The 19,893-nt window shown below is 63.9% G+C and carries 21 protein-coding genes; 17 read left to right on the top strand and 4 right to left on the bottom strand.

Features of this window, described 5'->3' with window-relative positions; genetic code table 11:
- Nucleotides 1–149: 149 nt before the first annotated feature.
- Nucleotides 150–530: a hypothetical protein gene (locus tag OIU19_RS18505; protein ID WP_186557442.1), complete on the top strand. Its 381-nt coding sequence runs from the start codon at nucleotides 150–152 to the stop codon at nucleotides 528–530.
- On the opposite strand, the gene OIU19_RS18500 is transcribed toward OIU19_RS18505, so the two are convergent.
- The 3 genes from OIU19_RS18500 to OIU19_RS18490 all read right to left on the bottom strand — a co-directional run bounded on the left by OIU19_RS18500 (nucleotide 531) and on the right by OIU19_RS18490 (nucleotide 2,785).
- Nucleotides 531–1,367 (bottom strand): S1 RNA-binding domain-containing protein, encoded by an 837-nt coding sequence (locus tag OIU19_RS18500; protein ID WP_264236228.1) that lies wholly within the window; start codon nucleotides 1,365–1,367, stop codon nucleotides 531–533. It abuts the gene before it with no gap.
- Nucleotides 1,368–1,493: 126 nt separating this feature from the next.
- Nucleotides 1,494–2,528: a hypothetical protein gene (locus OIU19_RS18495; RefSeq protein ID WP_264236227.1), complete on the bottom strand. Its 1,035-nt coding sequence runs from the start codon at nucleotides 2,526–2,528 to the stop codon at nucleotides 1,494–1,496.
- A 107-nt stretch (nucleotides 2,529–2,635) separates the two neighbouring features.
- On the bottom strand, nucleotides 2,636–2,785 hold the full coding sequence (locus OIU19_RS18490; RefSeq protein WP_264236226.1) for a hypothetical protein: 150 nt from the start codon (nucleotides 2,783–2,785) through the stop codon (nucleotides 2,636–2,638).
- On the opposite strand from OIU19_RS18490, the gene OIU19_RS18485 reads away from it, so the two are divergent.
- A complete protein-coding gene (locus tag OIU19_RS18485) occupies nucleotides 2,784–3,653 on the top strand; it encodes a DUF6279 family lipoprotein (RefSeq protein WP_264236225.1) in 870 nt (289 codons plus the stop codon). The two genes, OIU19_RS18490 and OIU19_RS18485, sit on opposite strands and share 2 nt — an antisense overlap.
- Before the next feature lie 15 nt (nucleotides 3,654–3,668).
- Here OIU19_RS18485 and aceK read toward each other — a convergent pair whose 3' ends face one another.
- Nucleotides 3,669–5,387, bottom strand: coding sequence for a bifunctional isocitrate dehydrogenase kinase/phosphatase (aceK, locus tag OIU19_RS18480; RefSeq protein ID WP_264236224.1), 1,719 nt, complete (start codon nucleotides 5,385–5,387; stop codon nucleotides 3,669–3,671).
- A gap of 382 nt (nucleotides 5,388–5,769) precedes the next feature.
- Between aceK and OIU19_RS18475 the strand changes: the two genes are divergently transcribed.
- The 15 genes from OIU19_RS18475 (at nucleotide 5,770) to OIU19_RS18405 (ending at nucleotide 19,892) form a co-directional block, all read left to right on the top strand.
- On the top strand, nucleotides 5,770–6,654 hold the full coding sequence (locus OIU19_RS18475) for a DMT family transporter (RefSeq protein ID WP_264236223.1): 885 nt from the start codon (nucleotides 5,770–5,772) through the stop codon (nucleotides 6,652–6,654).
- A 395-nt stretch (nucleotides 6,655–7,049) separates the two neighbouring features.
- The gene (locus tag OIU19_RS18470; protein WP_264236233.1) at nucleotides 7,050–7,886 is read left to right on the top strand and encodes an ABC transporter ATP-binding protein; all 837 of its coding nucleotides are present in this window, start codon (nucleotides 7,050–7,052) and stop codon (nucleotides 7,884–7,886) included.
- A gap of 31 nt (nucleotides 7,887–7,917) precedes the next feature.
- A complete protein-coding gene (locus tag OIU19_RS18465; RefSeq protein ID WP_264236222.1) occupies nucleotides 7,918–8,919 on the top strand; it encodes an ABC transporter substrate-binding protein in 1,002 nt (333 codons plus the stop codon).
- Between the two features lie 30 nt (nucleotides 8,920–8,949).
- Entirely contained in the window at nucleotides 8,950–9,726 is a 777-nt protein-coding gene (locus OIU19_RS18460; RefSeq protein ID WP_264236221.1) for an ABC transporter permease, read from the top strand.
- Nucleotides 9,723–10,490 carry an SDR family oxidoreductase gene (locus tag OIU19_RS18455; protein ID WP_264236220.1) on the top strand — a complete coding sequence of 256 codons (768 nt, stop codon included), beginning with the start codon at nucleotides 9,723–9,725 and terminating at the stop codon, nucleotides 10,488–10,490. Before OIU19_RS18460 ends, OIU19_RS18455 begins: the two co-directional genes overlap by 4 nt.
- A gap of 15 nt (nucleotides 10,491–10,505) precedes the next feature.
- Nucleotides 10,506–11,045, top strand: coding sequence for a cupin domain-containing protein (locus OIU19_RS18450; RefSeq protein WP_264236219.1), 540 nt, complete (start codon nucleotides 10,506–10,508; stop codon nucleotides 11,043–11,045).
- A 4-nt stretch (nucleotides 11,046–11,049) separates the two neighbouring features.
- Nucleotides 11,050–12,021, top strand: a complete 972-nt coding sequence (locus OIU19_RS18445) for an alpha/beta fold hydrolase (RefSeq protein WP_264236218.1) — start codon at nucleotides 11,050–11,052, stop codon at nucleotides 12,019–12,021.
- On the top strand, nucleotides 12,018–12,845 hold the full coding sequence (locus tag OIU19_RS18440) for an IclR family transcriptional regulator (RefSeq protein ID WP_264236217.1): 828 nt from the start codon (nucleotides 12,018–12,020) through the stop codon (nucleotides 12,843–12,845). Before OIU19_RS18445 ends, OIU19_RS18440 begins: the two co-directional genes overlap by 4 nt.
- Nucleotide 12,846: 1 nt before the next feature.
- Complete coding sequence (locus OIU19_RS18435) at nucleotides 12,847–13,644, top strand: SDR family oxidoreductase (protein WP_264236216.1); 798 nt, start codon at nucleotides 12,847–12,849, stop codon at nucleotides 13,642–13,644.
- The gene (locus OIU19_RS18430; protein ID WP_264236215.1) at nucleotides 13,637–15,319 is read left to right on the top strand and encodes a thiamine pyrophosphate-binding protein; all 1,683 of its coding nucleotides are present in this window, start codon (nucleotides 13,637–13,639) and stop codon (nucleotides 15,317–15,319) included. The genes OIU19_RS18435 and OIU19_RS18430 overlap by 8 nt, the downstream gene beginning before the upstream one ends.
- Before the next feature lie 10 nt (nucleotides 15,320–15,329).
- Nucleotides 15,330–16,133 carry an aspartate dehydrogenase gene (locus tag OIU19_RS18425; RefSeq protein ID WP_264236214.1) on the top strand — a complete coding sequence of 268 codons (804 nt, stop codon included), beginning with the start codon at nucleotides 15,330–15,332 and terminating at the stop codon, nucleotides 16,131–16,133.
- Nucleotides 16,134–16,143: 10 nt separating this feature from the next.
- Nucleotides 16,144–17,634, top strand: a complete 1,491-nt coding sequence (locus OIU19_RS18420) for an aldehyde dehydrogenase (RefSeq protein ID WP_264236213.1) — start codon at nucleotides 16,144–16,146, stop codon at nucleotides 17,632–17,634.
- Nucleotides 17,631–18,599 (top strand): VOC family protein, encoded by a 969-nt coding sequence (locus OIU19_RS18415; protein ID WP_186557460.1) that lies wholly within the window; start codon nucleotides 17,631–17,633, stop codon nucleotides 18,597–18,599. Before OIU19_RS18420 ends, OIU19_RS18415 begins: the two co-directional genes overlap by 4 nt.
- 10 nt (nucleotides 18,600–18,609) lie before the next feature.
- A complete protein-coding gene (locus tag OIU19_RS18410) occupies nucleotides 18,610–18,837 on the top strand; it encodes a recombinase-like helix-turn-helix domain-containing protein (RefSeq protein WP_186557461.1) in 228 nt (75 codons plus the stop codon).
- A 20-nt stretch (nucleotides 18,838–18,857) separates the two neighbouring features.
- Nucleotides 18,858–19,892, top strand: a complete 1,035-nt coding sequence (locus OIU19_RS18405; protein WP_264236212.1) for an aromatic ring-hydroxylating dioxygenase subunit alpha — start codon at nucleotides 18,858–18,860, stop codon at nucleotides 19,890–19,892.
- Nucleotide 19,893 lies beyond the last annotated feature (1 nt).

Genomic DNA, 19,893 nt, shown 5'->3' with positions numbered 1-19,893 from the left:
CCCGTTCCCACAGGTGCCCCGCTGACTCTGGATTCAGCGGGGTACCTGTGGGAACGGGCTTGCCCGCGAAGAGGCCGGTATGCCTTGCTCGGTTTCCTGCCACCCCGCACAATGTCAGGTCACCCAAGCGTCAACCCGCAGGAACCTGCATGAAACTCGACAAACCCACCGCCATCGCCCGGCGCAACCAAGCGTTGGCCCGGCCGGTGCTCAACAGCGACAACTCCCTGTTCGCCATTCTCGACACCAAGCGCAACCTGTGGTGGTTCGAAGTGCCGATGGCGCTGCTGCGCAAAGGCCAGCCCGACTGGGTCAACCTGCTGCTGCACACCCCCGAATCCGATGAGTTGCAGCACCTGAAGGTGCCGATCAACTTCTTGCGCGCCCATCAAGAACAGATGGAAGTGCGCAAGCCCGGCAAGCGTCGCTCGACCATCAGCCTGGCGCTGAGCGCCGACCGCGACTCACTGCTGCGCGACACCCGCCCGGGCGGCGAGCAACTGGACTTCCGCCCGTTCGTGCAGGTCTGATCAGACCCGCTCGATGCGATCGTCATGGATGACGATCCGGCCCGCCTTGAACAACGCGCCAATAGCCTTCTTGAAGTTGCCCTTGCTGACGTTGAACAGCTTGCTGATCAGCTGCGGATCGCTCTTGTCACACACCGCCAGGGTGCCGCCTTCTGCTTCCAGGCGCGCCATGATCTGCTCTTGCAGGGTATCGGCCAGGGCTTGGCCGACCGGCTGCAGGCTCAGGGCGATCTTGCCGTCGTGACGCACTTCCTTGATGAAGCCCTTCTCGTGCATGCCCGAGCGCAGGAACTTGAACACCTCGTTCTTGTGGATCAGGCCCCAATGGCGGTTGTTGATGATCGCCTTGAAGCCCATCGGCGTCTCGCCTGCTACCAGCAGCTCGACCGGCTGGCCCACCGCATACTCGGCCGGGGTGCGGTCCAGGTAACGGTCCAGCCGCGCCGTGGCGGTGATGCGCCGGGTGCGTTTGTCCAGGTAAGCGTGGATCACGCAGTAATCGCCAACCTTCAGCGGCTGCTGCTCTTCGGAATAAGGCATCAGCAGGTCTTTGCTCAGCCCCCAATCGAGGAAGATACCGGCGCCGTTGATGTCCTTGACCTTGAGGCTGGCGAATTCGCCAACCTGCACCTTGGGTTTCTCGGTGGTGGCGATCAGTTGGTCTTCGCTGTCCAGGTAGATGAACACGTTGAGCCAGTCGTCGAGCTCGGTCGGCGTATCCTTGGGGATGTAGCGCCGCGGCAGGAGGATCTCGCCATCCGCGCCGCCATCCAGGTAAAGGCCGAATTCGACATGTTTGACGATTTGCAGACTGTTGTAGCGCCCAAGTAGAGCCATGTGTGAAAAACCCTCATCACAAGGCACCCAGTCAGTGGACGCCTTGTCGATTGATGCCCGGGCCACGAGGCCAGGGCTGATATGCGTGGTGAAAGGTACAGGCTGAGCGCGTGTTCGCCAGTGCAATCAGCCAGCCAGTGTGGCCCGACGCTCGGCAAATGCACGAAAATCCCGGTCATGCCCCCATAGTTTGTCCAACTGAGCCCGCTTCCTTTGACTCGGCTGCTGCTTGTCGAGTGCAGCCAGGGCCTTGCCCCACCACACTTCACGACAAGCGTCCAAATAAGCGCCAGGGCGAGGTGTGCGGCCCAGCAGGTAATACCTGCCGATCCTGCGCAGGTCTGGGTGCAACCGCCAAAGCTTGCACTTGTTGGTTACCCTGTCGACCAGGCTCAGGGGCGGTATATGGCTTGGCACCTCGCCTGACGCCTCGACCAGAGCCTGACTGAAGTGCTCCCCATGCGTCTGGAAAAACAGCTTCAGCATCGCGTGGTGGTAGTCCTTCTGCGAATAGTAGTGGTGCACACAGTCGCGTGCCTCAGCCACCTGCTTGTCCGCCAGCACGAATGAAACGGCAATCTGTTCCAACGTATGCAACTGAGTGTGCAGGTGCGCCCACTGGTCGATCAGGCCTATGGCTTGATCCATTTGTGCCACACCCTGCGCGGTCATCCCGCAGATGCCACTGTTATACAACCGCAGGCTGGCGGGCGGAGTACCACCGCTGGCCGCTAGTTGGCTGACCAGCCCAGTGTAATCCTTGCGCTTGGATGCTTCGCGCCAGTGGAACTCAAACTGATCCATCACACACTGATCATCGCTCACACGCTCGAACAGCGCGGCCGGATCGCTGAGGAAGATGGTGTCGGTATCAACGAAAATAGTCTTGCGCGCAAGCTCCAGACCCAGGCGAATGGCACAGGCCTTGCGTCGATGAACATAGCCTGCAGTGCCCATCCAGTCGGCGAGCGTCGCCTCATCCAATGCCACGACGCGAACCGGCCAGCCAGCCAATGCCTGTGGCTGATCAGTAAGCACGGTAATGCTGAAGCTCTCGCGATTGGCCTGATGACGCAGGGCGGACAGGATGCTGAACTGCGCTTCACGCCGGTAAATACTTTTTTTACCGTACAAGAAGTACAACAAGTGATTCGGTTGCATAAAACCTAGGTACCAGTGCTTTGCGTTGGCTACACGCCAAACCTCGGCATGATGCCATATCCGGCCCAGAGCCTCCAGACGAGCGCTTGGATAGGGGCCTACGCCGGTCAGAAATCCCTGCACTGATCAATCACTGCGCCAATCACGGTGGCCGGATCTATAGTGACAGCAACGACCACCGGGGATTGATCCAGCGGAACCGCCACGAGCACCGGCGCGTCTACACCCTGGCCAGTCTTCAGCAAGGATTCGCTCATGCTCAAGCGCCTGACCAAAGCCCTGCGCCCTATCTTGATCGGCCTCGGTGTTGTCGTGGCCGTCGTCGCCTGCAGCCGCATCGACCTGGCCTATCGCAACCTCGACACCTTGGTGCCGTGGTCGCTGGGCGACTATCTGGACATGAACCGCGAGCAAAAAGCCTGGCTCGACCAGCGCTTGCAGCAGCACCTGGCCTGGCACTGCAAGACCCAATTACCAGGCTATCTGGACTGGTTGGACAAGATGCGCGAGATGGTCGCCCGTGACCAAGTCACCGATCAAGCCCTGCAGCAGCGCACTGCCGAGGCGCGCCAGGCGATTGCTCGGGTCACCGAGGCGATCACCCCATCGGCCACCGAGCTGCTGCGCGGCATGAACGATGCGCAAGTCGAAGAGATGCGTCAGGCGTTCAGGGAGGATATCCGCGAACGTCAACGCAAATACGTCGAAACGCCACTACCGAAGCAGATCCAGAACCGCGCAACCCGCATGGAAAAACGCCTGACCCCCTGGTTAGGAGAGCTCAACGCGGCCCAACGCCAGCGCGTCATGAGTTGGGCGCAAGCCCTGGGCGACCAGAACCGCCAGTGGATCGCCAACCGCGCCCACTGGCAGCAGCAGTTGGTGCTCGCCATGGATCAGCGTGCCACGCCCAACTTCGAGCCGCGCCTGGCGCAGTTGCTGCAACGTAAGGAAAGTCTGTGGACGCCGGAGTATCGCGCCGCTTTTCAAAACTCCGAATTGCAAGCGCGTAGCTTGTTGGTCGACTTGATGCGCGAAAGCAGCCCTGCCCAGCGCCAGTACTTGCAGGAGCGGTTGGTCAAGGTGCGCACCAGCTTCAGTGAACTCAAGTGCCTGAAAGGTTAATGGCGTGTCAGCTAATTACCTTTGTTTACGCCGATACGGAAACACATCGATCACCTTGCCGCCCTCGATCGCCGCTTGCAGCCCTTTCCAGTAATCGGCGTCATACAACTCGCCATGCAAACGGCTGAACAACCTGCGCTGGCCGATATCGGCAAACAGAAACGGCGGAAACTCTTCAGGGAAAACATCGTGCGGACCAATCGAATACCACGGCTCTCCTGACATCTCATCTTCCGGGTAGCGCGGCGGCGGGATATGGCGAAAATTCACTTCGCTCAGATAGCAGATCTCGTCGTAGTCATAGAACACCACACGGCCATGGCGGGTAACGCCAAAGTTCTTCAGCAGCATGTCACCGGGAAAGATATTGGCCGCAGCCAGCTGCTTGATCGCCAACCCATAATCTTCCAGCGCCTCCAGCACCTGGGCTTCGCTGGCCTGCTCCAGATACAGGTTGAGCGGGGTCATGCGCCGTTCGGTCCAGCAGTGGCGGATCAGTACCGTATCGCCTTCCAACACCACGGTGGAGGGCGCCACCTCGAGCAACTCCGCCAGGCACTCAGGCTCGAACTTGCCCCGCGGAAATCGAAAATCCGCGAACTCCTGGGTATCGGCCATGCGTCCGACCCGGTCGACGCTCTTCACCAGGCGATACTTGTCGATCACTGTGGCGCGGTCGACCGTTTTCGATGGCGAGAAGCGGTCCTTGATCAGCTTGAATACCGTATTGAAGCCCGGCAGGGTAAACACCGTCATCACCATGCCCCGCACCCCTGGCGCCATGATGAAGCGGTCGTCGGTACTGGCCAGGTGGTTGATCAATGCCCGGTAGAATTCCGACTTGCCATGCTTGTAGAACCCGATCGAGGTGTACAGCTCGGCAATGTGCTTACCGGGCAAGATGCGCTTCAAGAAGTTGACGAACTCCGCTGGTACCGGCACATCGACCATGAAGTACGAGCGGGTGAACGAGAAGATGATCGACACCTCGGCTTCATCAGTGATCAAGCCATCGGCCTCGATGCCATGCTCCTCGCGGTGCAGCAGCGGGATGACCAGTGGCCACTGCTCATCCTGGGTATACAGGCGCCCGACCAGATAGGCACCTTTGTTGCGATAGAGCACCGGTGAAAACAGCTCGATGGCCAGCGCGGGATCTTTGCACACCCAATCCGGCAGGCAATCGCGCAACTGCTCCTCCAGCCGTACCAAATCACCTTCCAGATCGCCATAGCCGACGCTGAACGGGTAATCCGTGAACAGCGCCCGCAGCAGCCCCTTGAGGCCGCCGTCGCCGAGTCGATAGGTACGGGTTTGCGCCGCACGCTCGTGGCTGCGCATCGCCGGCCGGGTGGTGTGGATGAACATACAGCCATCGCTGATCTGGTCGTGACTGAACAGGCTGCAGAACAGCGAGTTGTACCAGGTTTCGGACAGCTCATCGTCCAAACGCGGATCGATCAGGCGGATGTAGGCGCTCTTGACCAACGGCCACTGCTCGACGTCTAGCAACACGTCTTCATCGAAGGCATCGCGCAACCAGCCATTGACCTCGCCCACCTTCGACTCATACAGATTGATACGCGCAGCGGCAGCGCGCTGGATCTGCTGCCACTGCGCCTGCTCGAAGCGCTCGCGGGCCCCCAGGGTGATGCGGCGAAAGTGCTCGCGGTAGTTGTCGAAGCCATCGAGGATCATCCGGGCGATCTCGCTGGCCGGCCAGTGCTGGGTCATACAAGAGCCTCCGCGCGGGGTTCAGCGCTGAGCTTAGCCACTGTGCGCCTGTTTGGTGAACTCCAGGCCACTATCGCGGGGCAAGCCCGCTCCCACGCCACATCCCTTTCTCCCCAGCGCAAGGGGTGCTGCCAGTTTCCATGCCACATTTTTTTCTCCCCAGCGCAAGGGTGCTGCCAGTTTCCATGCCACATTTTTTTCTCCCCAGCGCAAGGGTGCTGCCAGTGTCCACGCCACATTTCGCCCTGCCCAACGCATACGTGGGAGCGGGCTTGCCCCGCGATAGCGCCCTCAAAATCACAGATATACATAGCAAGAAAGCACAAGAACCGCTCAGCCCCGTGCCGTACACTGCCGCCCTGCCCTGTTGCCGGAGACCGTTGTGAGCCCCATCGCCCTTGCCCGCCTGTTGACCCTTGCCGCCGTCTGGGGCGCGAGCTTTCTATTCATGCGCATCATCGCCCCCGAACTTGGTACCGTGCCGACCGCGTTCTTTCGGGTGTCGATCGCCTGCCTGGGGCTGATCGCGATCCTCGCCGTGGCGCGGCTGCGCTGGGACTTCAATGGCAAACTCGGCGCCTGTCTGGTGCTGGGGATGATCAACTCAGGGATCCCAGCCACTTTTTATTCAGTAGCAGCACAAGTGCTACCGGCGGGCTACTCGGCAATCTTCAACGCCACCACGCCGCTGATGGGCGTGCTGATTGGCGCCTTGTTCTTCCGCGAGCCGATGACCGTGATCAAGCTGTGCGGGATCTTCCTCGGCCTGTTCGGCGTCGGCATTCTCAGTGGTGCCGGCCCAGTGGCGTTGGATCTGGCCCTGCTGCAAGGGGCATTGGCCTGCTTGGCGGCGACCACCTGCTACGGCTTCGCCGGGTTCCTCGCCCGCCGCTGGATCAGTGGGCTGGACAGCCGCCTGTCGGCGCTGGGCAGCATGCTCGGCGCCACCTTGATGATGACCCCACTGTTCGCCTGGAGCGCCCTGAGCCAACCGCCGGCCAGCTGGGGTGGCTGGCAGGTGTGGCTGTCGCTGCTGGGGCTGGGCCTGGTGTGCACGGCGTTTGCCTACATCCTGTACTTCCGCTTGCTGGCCGAGATTGGGCCGGTCAAGGCCAGTACCGTGACCTTCCTGATCCCAGTGTTTGGCGTGCTGTGGGGGGCGTGGCTGTTGGACGAATCGCTGTCCATGGGCCACCTGTATGGTGGGGTGCTGATTGGCTTGGCGTTGTGGTTGGTGCTCAAGCCGGCGCGAAAGACGCTCCAGTGATCATGCCTGGGGCTGCTTCGCAGCCCTGCGCCGGCAAGCCCGCTCAAACAGGGCTAGCGCCGCTGTCAAAGTTGGCGCAATAGAGCGGGCTCTGCCCGCGCCATCTCATCCTGTGTTTCATCCATGAAACCAGCCTTTTCCCTCTCGTTACCGCAAATGCCCAATAGCCTCGCATTGATCCATTCGGATGCGCAGTTGCTGTGCATATTTGTGCCACATAAAAAACCATGTTTCATATATAAAACAATACTAAACGTGTTAAATATTCCTAACTTATTAATAAATATAAACTTTTAATAAACATCAGTTTTTTCCTACAACTGGCATTGTTCATGCACTAAACCGCGTATCACCTATAAAACAGACCAGAGAACTCTCCCATGGCTGTGAAAGAGATGTACGCAATCGCCCCGCAGTGGAATACCCCGCGTTCCAAGGAGGATCAAGCGCCGGCGGAAATCGAATTCCGCAACGTTGGCAAAGCCTTCAAGGCCAAGGGCCAGGCCGAGGCGCCGTTTGCCATCCGTGACGTCAACTTCAAGATCCGCCGTGGTGAAGTGGTGTCGATCATCGGCCCATCCGGTTGTGGCAAGAGCACCATTCTCAACATGGGCTCTGGCCTGTACCGCCCCACCGAAGGCGAAGTTCTGGTCAGCGGTGAAGCGGTCAACGGTCCGGTGCCGAAAGTCGCCTTCATGCTGCAAAAAGACCTGCTCATGCCCTGGCGCAGCATTCGTCGCAACGTCGAGCTGGGCCTGGAGATCCAGGGCATGGCCGCTGCCCAACGCAAGTCGATTGCCGAAGATCTGCTCGATCGCTGCCACCTGCAAGGCTTTGCCGACCACTACCCGTTCCAGCTGTCTGGTGGCATGCGCCAGCGCGCAGCCCTGGCGCGCACCCTGGCCATCGACCCACAGGTGTTGTTTCTCGATGAGCCGTTCTCGGCGCTCGACGCGCAGACCAAGATGATCCTCCAGCAGGACCTGGCGCGGATGCTCTTCGAGGAGAAAAAGACCGCGCTGTTCATCACCCACGACCTGGTCGAGGCCATCGCCCTGTCCGACCGCCTGCTGGTGATGAGCGCCCGCCCCGGCACCATCATCGAAGAAATCGAGATCGACCTGCCGTTTCGCGACAACCCGCTCGAGCGCCGCAAGCTGCCGGAAATCGGCCCGCTGGCTGGCCGCCTGATGGATCTGCTGAAGGTCGGCGAAGACCTCGACCTGCACTGATCGACGCCCCACTCATCACTTGGGAGTTAGCATGTTCACCACCTCTATCAAGCGCGTGGCTCACACCGCCCTGGCCGCCCTCGCCCTGAGCCTGGCCGTCCAGGCCCAGGCCGCACCGACCAAGGTCACCTATCTGCTACCCGCGCCGCCGAGCCTGCCGGCCTTCGCCCCGTGGATCATCGCCAAGGAAAAGGGCTACTACCAGGCGCAGGATCTGGACCTGACCTTCATCGCCGCCAAGGGCGGTGTCGATGTCGCCAAGCAGATCGGTGCTGGTAATGCGTTGGTCGGCGGCGCCATCGGTGACACGCCGATCATCGTGCGCCCCAATGGCATCCCGGTGCGCGCCGTGGCTGTGCTCGGCGGCGGCGGGGTGACCATGATCGCCACCAACGCCGACGAGAAGATCCGCTCGATCAGCCAGCTCAAGGGCAAGACCCTGACCGTGATGTCGTACTCCGACACCACCTACTACGCCCTGCTCGCCTCGCTGCGCAAGGCTGGGCTGAACAAGGACGATGTCGATATCCAGGCCGCTGGCCCCTCGGGCGTGTGGCAGCTGTTCTCGGCCAACAAGGCCCAGGCCATGGCCGGCGTGCCGGACTGGGTGATCAACGCCGAGGACGCCGGCCTGAAGTATGAGTTGATCCCGCGCGAACAAGTGTTCGAGAGCATGGCCCAAGCGATCCTGGCGTCCGACGACGCCATCGAAAACCACCCGCAGATCGTCCGCGGCGTGGTCCAGGCCACCCTGCGCGGCCTGCAGGACATCATCGACGACCCCAAGGCCGCCGCCGCCAGCTTCGCCCGCGCGGTGCCTGCCTACGCCGGCAAAGAAGCCTCGCTGGAGAAAACCCTGCGCCTGTACGTCGAGTACGTCTATGCCGGTCAGCCGGTGCTGGGCCGCATCGACCCGGCGCGGCTGGATGCAGTGCGCAAGTTCTATGTCAGCGAAGCCATCGTGCCGCGCGAGCCCAAGCTCGACGAGCTGTACAGCAACCAGTTCATCGAAACCAGCACTGCGGCCAAGTGACCGCGTGGATAACGACAAGGTAATCGCCCGATGAGAAACCTCAATCCGTCCGTCGCCGGCAGCGTGGCCCTGCTGGCGCTGTTCCTGGTGCTCTGGCAATGGGGCCCGGGGCTGCTCGGCATGCCGGAGTTCGTCATGCCGCAACTAAGCCGCGTGGCCCAGGAAAGCCTGCTGATGTGGCAGTCCGGCAACCTGCTCGAACACACCCTGATCACCGCCTTCGAGATCATCGTCGGCTTCGCCCTGGGCGCCCTGCTGGGGGTGGCCATCGGCGTCTCGCTGGGCCTGTCGCCGTCGGCAGAAGCGATGCTCTCGCCATACATCCTGGCGCTGCAGATCGCGCCCAAGGTGGCCTTCGCCCCGCTGTTCGTGATGTGGCTGGGCTACACCATCTACCCGAAGATCCTCATCGCCATCCTGATCGTGTTCTTCCCGGTGATGATCAACGTGCTCTCGGCGATTCGCACAGTCGACCCGGACATGATCAACCTGGTACGCACCATGAACGCCAGCCGCTGGCAGGTCTTCCGCCTGGTCGAGTTCCCTTCGGCGATGGCCGCGCTGTTCTCCGGCTTGCGCATCGCCTCGACCCTGGCGGTGATCGGCGTCACCGTCGGCGAGCTGGTCGGCGGCAACCAAGGCCTGGGCTTCTTGCTGGTCGATGCCGAAGGCCAGGGCAACACCGCTGGGGTGTTCGTCGCCATCGTCATGCTCACCCTGATCGGCGTGCTGGCCTACGGCGCGGTGGTCTGGGCCGAGAAACGCGTTCTGCACTACCTCCCCAAAGCCATGTTGAGTACCCAATGATGAGCTCCTTCAACAACTTGCTCGAAGGCCGCCGCGTATTGGTCACCGGTGGCGCCCGTGGCCTGGGCTATGCCTTCGCCCAAGCGATCGCCCAGGCCGGCGCCCGGGTGGTGATCGCCGACGTGCTCGCCGGTCGTGTGCAACAAGCGGCCTGCGAACTGAACGAACGGGGCCTGGATGTCAGCGGGGTCACCCTGGACCTGGCCAACCCAGACTCCATCGACGCCTGCATGGAACGCACCGTCAAGCGCCTGGGCGGCCTCGATGGCCTGGTCAACAACGCCTCGATCACCAACTCCGGCGGCAAGAGCTGTGAACAGCTGGACATCGAAACCTGGGACCAGGTCATGCAGGTCAATGTGCGTGGCACCTGGCTGATGACCCGCGCGGCCCTGCCGGCACTGCGCGAAAGTGGCCGGGGCGCGGTGATCAACCTGGCCTCCGACACGCCGTTGTGGGGCGCGCCGAACCTGCTCGCCTATGTCGCCAGCAAGGGCGCGGTGATCGCCATGACCCGCAGCCTGGCCCGCGAGCTGGGCAACGCCAACATCACCGTCAACGCCATCGCCCCCGGCCTGGTGCTGGTCGAGGCCACCGCCTACGTGCCCGAGGCCCGTCACCGCCTGTACACCGAACAACGCGCGATCCAGCGCCCGCAACTGCCCGATGACGTCAGTGGCGCGGTGCTGTTCGCCCTGTCCGACCTGTCGCGTTTCATCACTGGACAAACCCTGCCGGTCAACGGCGGGTTCGTCATGCCCTGAGCAAGGAGACTGTTCATGACCGACCTTAATCTGCAACACGCCACCCCGAAAACCTGGGAGCGCCCCGCCGGCGCCGACCTGGCCAGCTGGATGCAGACCCGCATCGCCCGCTACCAGACCCGCCGCTACGACTGGGACGCGCTGAAGTTCCAAGCCGACTACGACCCCAAGTTCCGCCGCGCACAGATGCGCTACGTGGGCACCGGCGGCACCGGTGTGAACAGCGATATGAACACCATCCCGTCCGAGCACTTCACCTTCTCCACCATGGTCATCCCGGCGGGCCATGAAGGCCCACCGCACCTGCACACCGACGTGGAAGAGGTGTTCTTCGTGCTGCGCGGCAAGCTCAAGGTGGTCATCGAGAAAGACGGCGAGCGCTTCGAGACCATCCTCACCGACCGCGACCTGATCTCGGTACCGCCAGGGGTATACCGCGAAGAGATCAACATCGGTGACGAAGACGCGCTGATGTGCGTGATGCTCGGCGCCAAGAAGCCGGTCACCCCCACCTACCCGCCAGCCCACCCGCTGGCCTCGATCAAGCGCGGGTAAGCCGATGACAACGGTCACCGACAACCTCCTGGCGCCGCTGCTCGGCCAACTTGAGCAGCATTTCGGCGAACGCCTGCTGCGTCTGCACGACGGTCAGCAAGCGCTGCGCGAAGCCGGCAGCGGCGAGGCCGTGGTGCTGCTGCATGGTATCGGCTCGGGCGCCGCCAGTTGGCTGCAGGTGGCCTTGGGCTTGAGCGAGCGGGCGCGAGTGATTGCCTGGGAGGCCCCCGGCTACGGCCAGTCGGCGCCGTTGCCGACGGCCAAGCCCAATGCTAAGGACTACGCCGGGCGGCTGTTGCAGACGCTGGATGCGCTGGGTATCGAGCGCTGCGTGCTGGTCGGCCACTCGCTCGGCGCACTGACCGCCGCTGCATTTGCCCAGGCTCATCCGCAACGGGTCAGCCGCCTGGTATTGCTCAGCCCCGCACGCGGTTACGGCGCGGCGGAACTGGCCGAGCAGGGCCGAGTGGTGCGCGACAAGCGCTTGCATAGCCTGGAGCTGCTGGGCATCGCGCAGCTGGCCCGCGAACGCAGCGCACACTTGCTCTCGCCCAGCGCCAGCGCAATGGCCTTGGCTTGGGTGCAGTGGAACATGGCGCGGCTGTTGCCCCACGGCTACCGCCAGGCCATCGAGCTGCTGTGTGGCGACCACCTGCTGCGCTATGCGCCTGGCAGTGCTGACGCTATCGCGGGGCAAGCTCGCTCCCACGCAGCCCGCCGTAGCGTTTCGTGGGAACAGGCTTGCCCCGCGATAGCGCTGGAACGGCCAGCAGATACCCCACCCTGCGAAGTGCACTGCGGCAGCGCCGACGGCATCACCCGCCCCGACGACTGCAAGGCCCTGGCGCGAAGCCTGGGCGCCCCTTTCAGCCTCATTGTCGGTGCCGGCCATGCCTGCGCCATCGAACAACCACACACCGTGATCGGGCTACTGGCCCGGGCACTGGACGCCTCTCTCACAGGTAGCGTGCTATGAACGATACGGATTCGTTAAAGGAAAACCAGGACAAGTACATCGTCCCTGGCCTGGAACGCGGCCTGCTCCTGCTGTGCGAATTCAGCCGGCAGAACCGCACCCTGACCGCCCCCGAACTGGCCCGGCGGCTGTCGCTGCCGCGCTCGACCATCTTCCGTCTGCTGACCACCCTGGAAACCATGGGCTTCGTCACCCGCAGCGGCAACGAGTACCGCCTGGGCATGTCGGTGCTGCGCCTGGGCTTCGAATACCTGGCCTCGCTGGAGCTGACCGAATTGGGCCAGCCGCTGCTGGCGCGACTGTGCGATCACCTGAACTACCCAAGCAACCTGGTGGTGCGCGATGGCCGCTCGATCGTCTACGTGGCCAAGGTCTCGCCGCCGTCGGTGTTCTCCAGCGCGGTCACCGTCGGCACTCGCCTGCCGGCCCATGCCACGGTACTGGGGCGTATCCTGCTGGCCGACCTGAGCCTGAACGAGCTGCGCGAGCTGTACCCGGAAGAACATCTGGAACAGTTCTCGCCGTGCACGCCAAAGACCGTGCTGGAGCTGTTCGACCTGGTTCAGGCCGACCGTATGCGCGGTTATGTCAGCGGCGAAGGTTTCTTCGAGTCGACCATCTCCACGGTCGCCGCGCCCGTGCGCGACGCCAGCGGCCAGGTGGTCGCCGCGCTCGGCCTGACCATCCCCACCGTGCAGATCGGTCACGTCAATTTCGCCAACCTGCTCGGCCAGGTACGCGGCAGCGCCGATGAGCTGTCGCGGCTGCTCAACTACACCCCCAACGCAGGCCACGGCCGCGTCACCGCGCTGATGAGGGACTGAGATGAATCCCTACCAACTTCATGAGCGCACGGCGATCGTCACCGGCGGCTCCTCTGGCATCGGCTACGCCTGCGTCGAACTGCTGCTCGAAGCCGGCGCGCGGGTGGCCTTCTGCGGCCGCAATCAAGACCGCCTGGACAGTGCCGAAGCGCGCCTGCGCCAGCGCTTCCCCCAGGCGCAACTGCTGGCCCAGGTGTGCGACGTACTCGACGCCCAATCCGTACGGGCTTTCGCCGCCGCCAGCCTGGCTACCCTTGGCCCGGCCCAGGTGCTGGTCAACAACGCCGGGCAAGGCCGCGTGTCGACCTTTGCCGACACCAGTGACGAGGCCTGGAACGAGGAACTGCAGCTTAAATTCTTCTCGGTGATCAACCCCGTACGCTCATTCATGGCTCAGCTGCAGGGCCAGCCGAACGCCTCGATCGTCTGCGTCAACTCGCTGCTGGCCAGCCAGCCCGAGCCGCACATGGTCGCCACTTCCGCGGCGCGTGCCGGGCTGAAGAACCTGGTGCGCTCGATGGCGTACGAGTTCGCCGAACACGACATCCGGGTCAACGGCATTCTCATCGGCCTGGTCGAATCCGGCCAATGGCGCCGCCGCTTCGAAGCCCGCGAAGAGCGCGAACTGGACTGGTCGCAATGGACCCAGCAGCTCGCCCAACGCAAACACATTCCCCTGGGCCGCCTGGGCCTGCCGAAAGAAGCGGCGCAGGCGATCCTGTTCCTCGCCTCACCGCTGTCGGCCTACACCACTGGCAGTCATATCGATGTATCCGGAGGCCTGTCCCGCCATGCGTAACGAAAACACTGTCACCGTCGGTGCCGTCATCACGGCGTTCCTTGAGCAATGCGAGGTCAAGGCGGCCTTCGGCGTGATCTCGATCCACAACATGCCGATCCTCGATGCCTTCGCCGTACGCGGCAACATCCGCTTCGTCATGGCCCGCGGCGAAGCCGGCGCGACCAACATGGCCGACGCCTACGCCCGCAGCAGCGGCGGCCTAGGCGTGTGCCTGACCTCCACCGGCACCGCCGCCGGCAACGCCGCTGGGGCGATGGTCGAAGCGCTGACCGCCGGCACCCCGCTGCTGCACATCACCGGGCAGATCGAAACGCCGTACCTGGACCAGGAGCTGGCCTACATCCACGAAGCGCGTGATCAACTGACCATGCTCAAGGCGGTGTCCAAGGCGGCATTTCGCGTGCGCAGCGTCGAGACCGCACTGAGTACCCTGAAGCTGGCCGTGCAGACTGCCCTGACCGCGCCGACCGGGCCGGTCAGCGTGGAGATCCCGATCGACATCCAGTCGACCTACATCCCCATGCCCAGCGACCTCTCGCCGCTGCCGATCCCGGTCGCCGCACCTGCCGCAGAAGCGCTCGACCTGGTCGCCGAACGCCTGGCCAGCGCCACCCGCCCGTTGCTCTGGCTGGGCGGCGGCGCGCGCCATGCCGGCGCGCAGGTCAAGCGCCTGCTGGACATGGGCGTCGGCGTGATCACCTCGACTCAAGGCCGTGGCGTGGTCAACGAAGACGATGAACGCTGCCTGGGCGCGTTCTCCCAGAACAAGCTGGTCGAAGGCTTCCTGCAGACCTGCGATGCGCTGGTGGTGGCCGGCTCACGCCTGCGCAGCAACGAAACCTTCAAGTACGCCCTGAAGCTGCCGCGCACCACTCTGCGTATCGACGTCAACCCGGCCATCGAAGGCCGCAGCTACCCCAGCGACCTGTTCATCTGCGGTGATGCGGCACTGGCCCTGGATGGCCTGGCCGACCGCTTGCAAGGGCGACTGAACATCGACCCCAACTTCCTCGCTGAACTCAAGGCAGTGCGCGAGCAAGCGCGCAAGCAACTGGTCGCCGACCTTGGCCCGTACTCGGCGATGGTCGAGCAGTTGCAGGCGCAGACCGGGCGCAACTTCACCTGGGTGCGCGATGTGACCCTGTCCAACAGCATCTGGGGCAACCGCCTGCTCAACCTGTATCACCCGCTGTCTGGCGTACACGCCCTGGGCGGCGGTATCGGCCAAGGCCTGGCGATGGGCATTGGTGCGGCAGTAGCGGCAGCAGAAACCGCGCCGGGACGCAAGGTGTTCGCCCTGGCTGGCGATGGCGGCTTCATCCTCAACCTCGGCGAGCTGGCGACCCTGGTCCAGGAAAAGGCCAACGTGGTGATCCTGCTGATGAACGACCAGCGCTACGGCGTCATCCGCAACATCCAGGACGCCATCTATGGCGCCCGCCACGCCTACGTCGAACTGCACACCCCCGACTACAGCAAGTTGGCCGAATCGCTCGGCCTGCGCCATGGCCTGGTCAGCGACCTGAAGGATTTCGGCAGCGTGCTCGATGGCGCCCTCGGCGAACAAGGCCCGTTCCTGCTGGAAGTCGACATGCTCAGCGTCGGCGGCTTCGCCACCCAGTTCGCAGGCCCGCCCAACAGCGAAACCAAGGCGCAGAAGGCCACCGCCTGAGGAGTCTGTCATGTTGCATATCACCATGATCGGCTGTGGCGCGATTGGCGTCGGCGTACTCGAACTGCTGGAGCAAGACCCGCAGCTGTGCGTCGACGCGGTGATCGCCTCGGCAGGTTCGGCAGAGCTGGTGCGCCAGCGCCTGGCCAGTTTCCGCCAGCCGCCCCAGGTGCTCACCGCGCTGCCGGCCGATGCACGCCCCGACCTGCTGGTCGAGTGCGCCGGCCACAAGGCCATCGAAGAACACGTGCTGCCGGCCCTGGAGCGCGGCATCGCCTGCCTGATCGTCTCGGTCGGTGCGCTGTCCGAGGTCGGCCTGGTCGAACGCCTGGAAGCGGCAGCGGCGCGCGGCAACACCCGCATCGAGCTGCTACCGGGGGCAATCGGCGGCATCGATGCGCTGTCGGCCGCCAAGGTCGGTGGCCTGGACTCGGTCGACTACGTAGGGCGCAAGCCTGCGCGGGCCTGGAAGAACACTCCGGCCGAGCAGCTGTGCGAGCTGGACAGCCTTAGCGAGCCGACCGTGATCTTCGAAGGCAGCGCCCGTGAAGCGGCGCGGCTGTACCCGAAGAACGCCAACGTCGCCGCCACCCTGTCGCTGGCCGGCCTGGGCCTGGACCGCACCCGGGTGACGCTGATCGCCGACCCGCTGAGCGAGGACAACGTCCATCAGTTTCAAGCCCGTGGCGCCTTCGGCCGCTTCGAGATGAGCCTGCGCGGCAAGCCGCTGCCGGCCAATCCGAAGACTTCGGCGCTGACCGTCTACAGCGTGGTTCGCGCCCTTGGCAACCACGCCCATGCCATTTCCATCTAGGGGACTGTCAATGACACTGGAACAGACCTTACCCATCTGCATCGCCGGCACCTGGCGCCTGGGCGCTGGTGAGCGCTACGCCAGCTGCTATCCGGCCACCGGCGAGCCGGTGGCCTGGCTCAATGCCGCCAGCCTGGACGATGTCGAGGCCGCTGTGCAGGGTGCGCACCACGCCTTCGTGCACAGCGGCTGGGCCCAGCGCAAACCGCACGAACGCGCCGCCGTGCTGTACCGCATCGCCGAGCTGATTCGCCAACGCGCCGAAGAACTGGCCCAGCTGCAGCGCCAGGACAACGGCAAGCCGATCAACGAAACCCGCGCCCTGGTCGCCAGTGCCGCCGGCACCTTCCAGTTCTTCGCCGCAGCGTGCGAAACCCTGGAAGAAACCATCACCCCCTCGCGCGGCGACTTCCTCAGCATGAGCGTCTACGAGCCGATGGGCGTGGTTGCGGCGATCACGCCGTGGAACTCGCCCATTGCCAGCGAAGCGCAGAAGGTCGCCCCGGCCCTGGCCGGCGGCAATGCGGTGGTGATCAAACCGGCGGAAATCACCCCGCTGCTGGCCCTGCAACTAGCCCAGATCTGCGAGGACGCCGGCCTGCCCAAGGGGCTGATCAGCGTGCTACCGGGCAAAGGTTCGCTGCTCGGCGATGCCCTCACCCGCCACCCGCTGGTCAAGCGTGTGTCGTTCACCGGCGGCACCCGCACCGGCAAGCACATCGCCCATATCGCCGCAGACAAAATGATGCCGGTGTCGCTGGAACTGGGCGGCAAGTCGCCGACCATCGTCCTTGACGACGCCGACCTCGACCACGCCGTGGCCGGGGTGCTGTATGGCATTTTCAGCTCCTCGGGCGAGGCGTGCATCGCCGGCTCCCGGCTGTTCGTCGCCCGCGCCCTGTACGAGCCTTTCATGACTCGCCTGAGCGCTGCCGCCGCGCAACTGCGCGTGGGTGATCCGGCCGACGAGCGCACGCAGATGGGCCCGCTGATCAGCGCCGCTCACCGCGAGTCGGTGGAGCGCTACGTGGCCCTGGGCCTGGCCGAGGGTGGCCACCTGCGCCTGGGGGGCGAGCGCCTCAGCGGCGGCATGTTCGACCAGGGCTACTTCTACCCGCCGACCATTCTCGAAGGCCTGGGCAATCACCAGCAGGTGTGCCAGGAAGAAATCTTCGGCCCGGTGCTGGTGGCCCTGCCCTTCGACAGCGAAGAGCAACTGATCGAGCAGGCCAACGACAGCCTGTATGCCCTCGCCGCTGGCATCTGGAGCCGCGACTACAAGCGCGCCTGGGCACTGGGGCGCAAGTTGCAGGCCGGCACGGTATGGATCAACACCTACAAGCAGTTCTCCATCTCGACCCCGTTCGGCGGCTGGCGCGACAGCGGCCTGGGCCGTGAGAAAGGCCGCCTGGGCATCCTGCAATACATGGAACAGAAAAGCCTCTACTGGGGCATGAACCAACAGCCGCTGGCCTGGGCCGGCGTGGAGGCAGGGCAATGAGCGTTCTGGGCATCGACGAAGTCACCTATGGCGTGGAAGACCTCGACAGCTGCGTGCGGTTCTTCGCCGACTGGGGCCTGAGCAAGGTCAGCGAACAACCCGACCAGGTGATCTTCGAAACCCTCAATGGCTGCCGGGTGGTGCTGGCGGCCATCGACAAACCCGGCCTGCCGCCGGCCATCGAGCCCGGTTCGACCGTGCGCGAAGTGGTCTGGGGCGTGGCCAGCCAGGCCGATCTGCAGCTGTACAGCCAGCGCATTGCCAACGACCCAGGCTTTGTCGAAGGTGACGGGCGCATTGGCTGCACCGACCCCAACGGCCTGGCGATCCGCCTGCAAGTCACCCGCAAGCGCGCGCTGGACATCGAATGCAGCGGCCACAACACCTGGCAGAGCAAAGGCCGGATCAACAAGCCGGCGCCGGTCTACGAGCGCGCCACCCCCATCGAAGTGGGCCACGTGGTGTTCTTCGTCAAGGATGTGAATGCCTGCGAGGCCTTCTACCACGAGCGCTTCGGCTTCCAGGCCTCGGACCGCTACCCCAACCGCGGCGCCTTCCTGCGCACCGCCGAGGAAGGCGGCCACCACGACCTGTTCATGCTGCAATTGCCAGCGCCCCGCGCCGGGCTCAATCACGTCGCCTTCACCGTGCGCGACCTGCATGAAGTGTTCGGCGGCGGCATGCACATCTCGCGCTGCGGCTGGGCCACTGAGATCGGCCCGGGCCGCCACCCGGTGTCGTCGGCGTTCTTCTGGTACTTCAAGAACCCGGCCGGCGCTCTGGTCGAGTACTACGCCGATGAAGACCAACTGACCGGCGAATGGCAACCACGCGAATTCGAACCCGGCCCGACCGTGTTCGCCGAGTGGGCGATTGCCGGCGGCATCGATGGCAACACCCGGCGCCAGCAACACGTCGAGGCGCCACAAGGCAAATTCCTCACCGACAAGCCCAAGAACAACTGAGGTCGATCCCATGAGCACACCCGAGGTTTACCTGCAACCGCACCAGGCGCGCAAACGCCCCAACACGCCGTTCGAAGACCTGCTCGGCGACTCCATCGAACGCGCCTTCGGCAATGGCGTGAGCGAGCTGGGCGACTTGCTTGCCCACCTCAACCTGGCCGGCCCGCCCTGCCCGCTGACCAGCGGCGAGTGGACTGCAGAGGCCTACCAAACCCTGATGGCGCGGCTGGGCGCATGACCCACCGGAGGTAAAACAAAATGAATATGCACGTAACCGTCGACCCTGTTGAACAACACCTGGCCAATGGCCTGAAAGACCTGTGGTTCCCGGTCCTGCCGTCGGATCTGCTGAGCGATAAACCGGTGTCGATTCGCCGCCTGGGCTACAAGATCGCCCTGTGGCGCGATAACGACGGCAGCGTCCATGCCCTGGAAGACCATTGCCCGCATCGCGGCGCGCCGCTGTCGCAAGGGCCGGTGCTGGGCGATCGCCTGCAGTGCCCGTACCACGGCGTCGAAGTGCGCTGCGACGGCACCGTGACCAAGGTGCCCGGCAGCCCTGGCTGCAAGCTCGAAGGCAGCCGACCGACGCGGATGTTCCATACCCGCGAAGCGGCAGGCGCGATCTTTTTGTTCAACGCCACCGACCCGCACCTGGAGAGGCCACCTGAGCTGGTGCTGCCCGAGCAGCTGACTTCACCCGAGTGGAGCAGCTTCCTCTGCTACACCGAGTGGAAAGGCGACTACCGCTACGTGCTCGACAACGTCATGGACCCGATGCACGGCACCTACCTGCACAAGATGTCGCACTCGATGAGCGAGGGCGAGGCCACCGCCAAGTTCGTCACCCGCGACACCGAGCAGGGTTTCTTCTTCGAAAAAGAAGGCCAGCGCGGCGTCAACTTCGACTGGACTGAGTTCCTCGACAACGGCTGCCATTGGCTGCGCCTGGAAATCCCCTACCCGAAGACCGGCGGCCCAGGCGGCAACTTCACCATCATCGGCAGTTACACCCCAAGCAGCCGCGCCCTGTCGGCGGTATTCCACTGGCGCGCGCGGCCGCTGAGCGGCTGGCAGCGCGACACCTGGCGCTTCCTCTACAAGAACCGCCTGGAAGCGCGCCACTGGGCGGTGCTGGAGCAGGACCGGGTGCTGCTGGAGTTCATGGAGTTCGACGCCAACCAGCGCGAGAACCTCTACCAGCATGACCTGGGCGTAGTGCGCCTGCGCCGCTACCTCAAAGGCAAGGCCAAAGAACAACTGGCCCTGATCGACGCAAAGCAACTGCCTTGAG

Origin of the sequence: Pseudomonas sp. BT-42-2 (assembly GCF_025847435.2) — a bacterium.
Classification (GTDB): domain Bacteria; phylum Pseudomonadota; class Gammaproteobacteria; order Pseudomonadales; family Pseudomonadaceae; genus Aquipseudomonas; species Aquipseudomonas urmiensis.
Note: the sequence above shows the minus strand (reverse complement) of the source record. Positions and strands in the feature narration are given on the sequence as shown.

Excerpts from the sequence above, each read along its gene's own strand:
- OIU19_RS18430 (WP_264236215.1), top strand. The coding sequence starts at position 13,637 with ATGCGTAACGAAAACACTGTCACCGTCGGTGCCGTCATCACGGCGTTC.
- OIU19_RS18465 (WP_264236222.1), top strand. The coding sequence starts at position 7,918 with ATGTTCACCACCTCTATCAAGCGCGTGGCTCACACCGCCCTGGCCGCC.
- OIU19_RS18420 (WP_264236213.1), top strand. The coding sequence starts at position 16,144 with ATGACACTGGAACAGACCTTACCCATCTGCATCGCCGGCACCTGGCGC.
- aceK (WP_264236224.1), bottom strand. The coding sequence starts at position 5,387 with ATGACCCAGCACTGGCCGGCCAGCGAGATCGCCCGGATGATCCTCGAT.
- OIU19_RS18410 (WP_186557461.1), top strand. The coding sequence starts at position 18,610 with ATGAGCACACCCGAGGTTTACCTGCAACCGCACCAGGCGCGCAAACGC.
- OIU19_RS18470 (WP_264236233.1), top strand. The coding sequence starts at position 7,050 with ATGTACGCAATCGCCCCGCAGTGGAATACCCCGCGTTCCAAGGAGGAT.
- OIU19_RS18495 (WP_264236227.1), bottom strand. The coding sequence starts at position 2,528 with ATGCAACCGAATCACTTGTTGTACTTCTTGTACGGTAAAAAAAGTATT.
- OIU19_RS18415 (WP_186557460.1), top strand. The coding sequence starts at position 17,631 with ATGAGCGTTCTGGGCATCGACGAAGTCACCTATGGCGTGGAAGACCTC.
- OIU19_RS18440 (WP_264236217.1), top strand. The coding sequence starts at position 12,018 with ATGAACGATACGGATTCGTTAAAGGAAAACCAGGACAAGTACATCGTC.
- OIU19_RS18435 (WP_264236216.1), top strand. The coding sequence starts at position 12,847 with ATGAATCCCTACCAACTTCATGAGCGCACGGCGATCGTCACCGGCGGC.
- OIU19_RS18425 (WP_264236214.1), top strand. The coding sequence starts at position 15,330 with ATGTTGCATATCACCATGATCGGCTGTGGCGCGATTGGCGTCGGCGTA.
- OIU19_RS18485 (WP_264236225.1), top strand. The coding sequence starts at position 2,784 with ATGCTCAAGCGCCTGACCAAAGCCCTGCGCCCTATCTTGATCGGCCTC.
- OIU19_RS18455 (WP_264236220.1), top strand. The coding sequence starts at position 9,723 with ATGATGAGCTCCTTCAACAACTTGCTCGAAGGCCGCCGCGTATTGGTC.
- OIU19_RS18405 (WP_264236212.1), top strand. The coding sequence starts at position 18,858 with ATGAATATGCACGTAACCGTCGACCCTGTTGAACAACACCTGGCCAAT.
- OIU19_RS18450 (WP_264236219.1), top strand. The coding sequence starts at position 10,506 with ATGACCGACCTTAATCTGCAACACGCCACCCCGAAAACCTGGGAGCGC.
- OIU19_RS18500 (WP_264236228.1), bottom strand. The coding sequence starts at position 1,367 with ATGGCTCTACTTGGGCGCTACAACAGTCTGCAAATCGTCAAACATGTC.
- OIU19_RS18460 (WP_264236221.1), top strand. The coding sequence starts at position 8,950 with ATGAGAAACCTCAATCCGTCCGTCGCCGGCAGCGTGGCCCTGCTGGCG.
- OIU19_RS18505 (WP_186557442.1), top strand. The coding sequence starts at position 150 with ATGAAACTCGACAAACCCACCGCCATCGCCCGGCGCAACCAAGCGTTG.
- OIU19_RS18445 (WP_264236218.1), top strand. The coding sequence starts at position 11,050 with ATGACAACGGTCACCGACAACCTCCTGGCGCCGCTGCTCGGCCAACTT.
- OIU19_RS18490 (WP_264236226.1), bottom strand. The coding sequence starts at position 2,785 with ATGAGCGAATCCTTGCTGAAGACTGGCCAGGGTGTAGACGCGCCGGTG.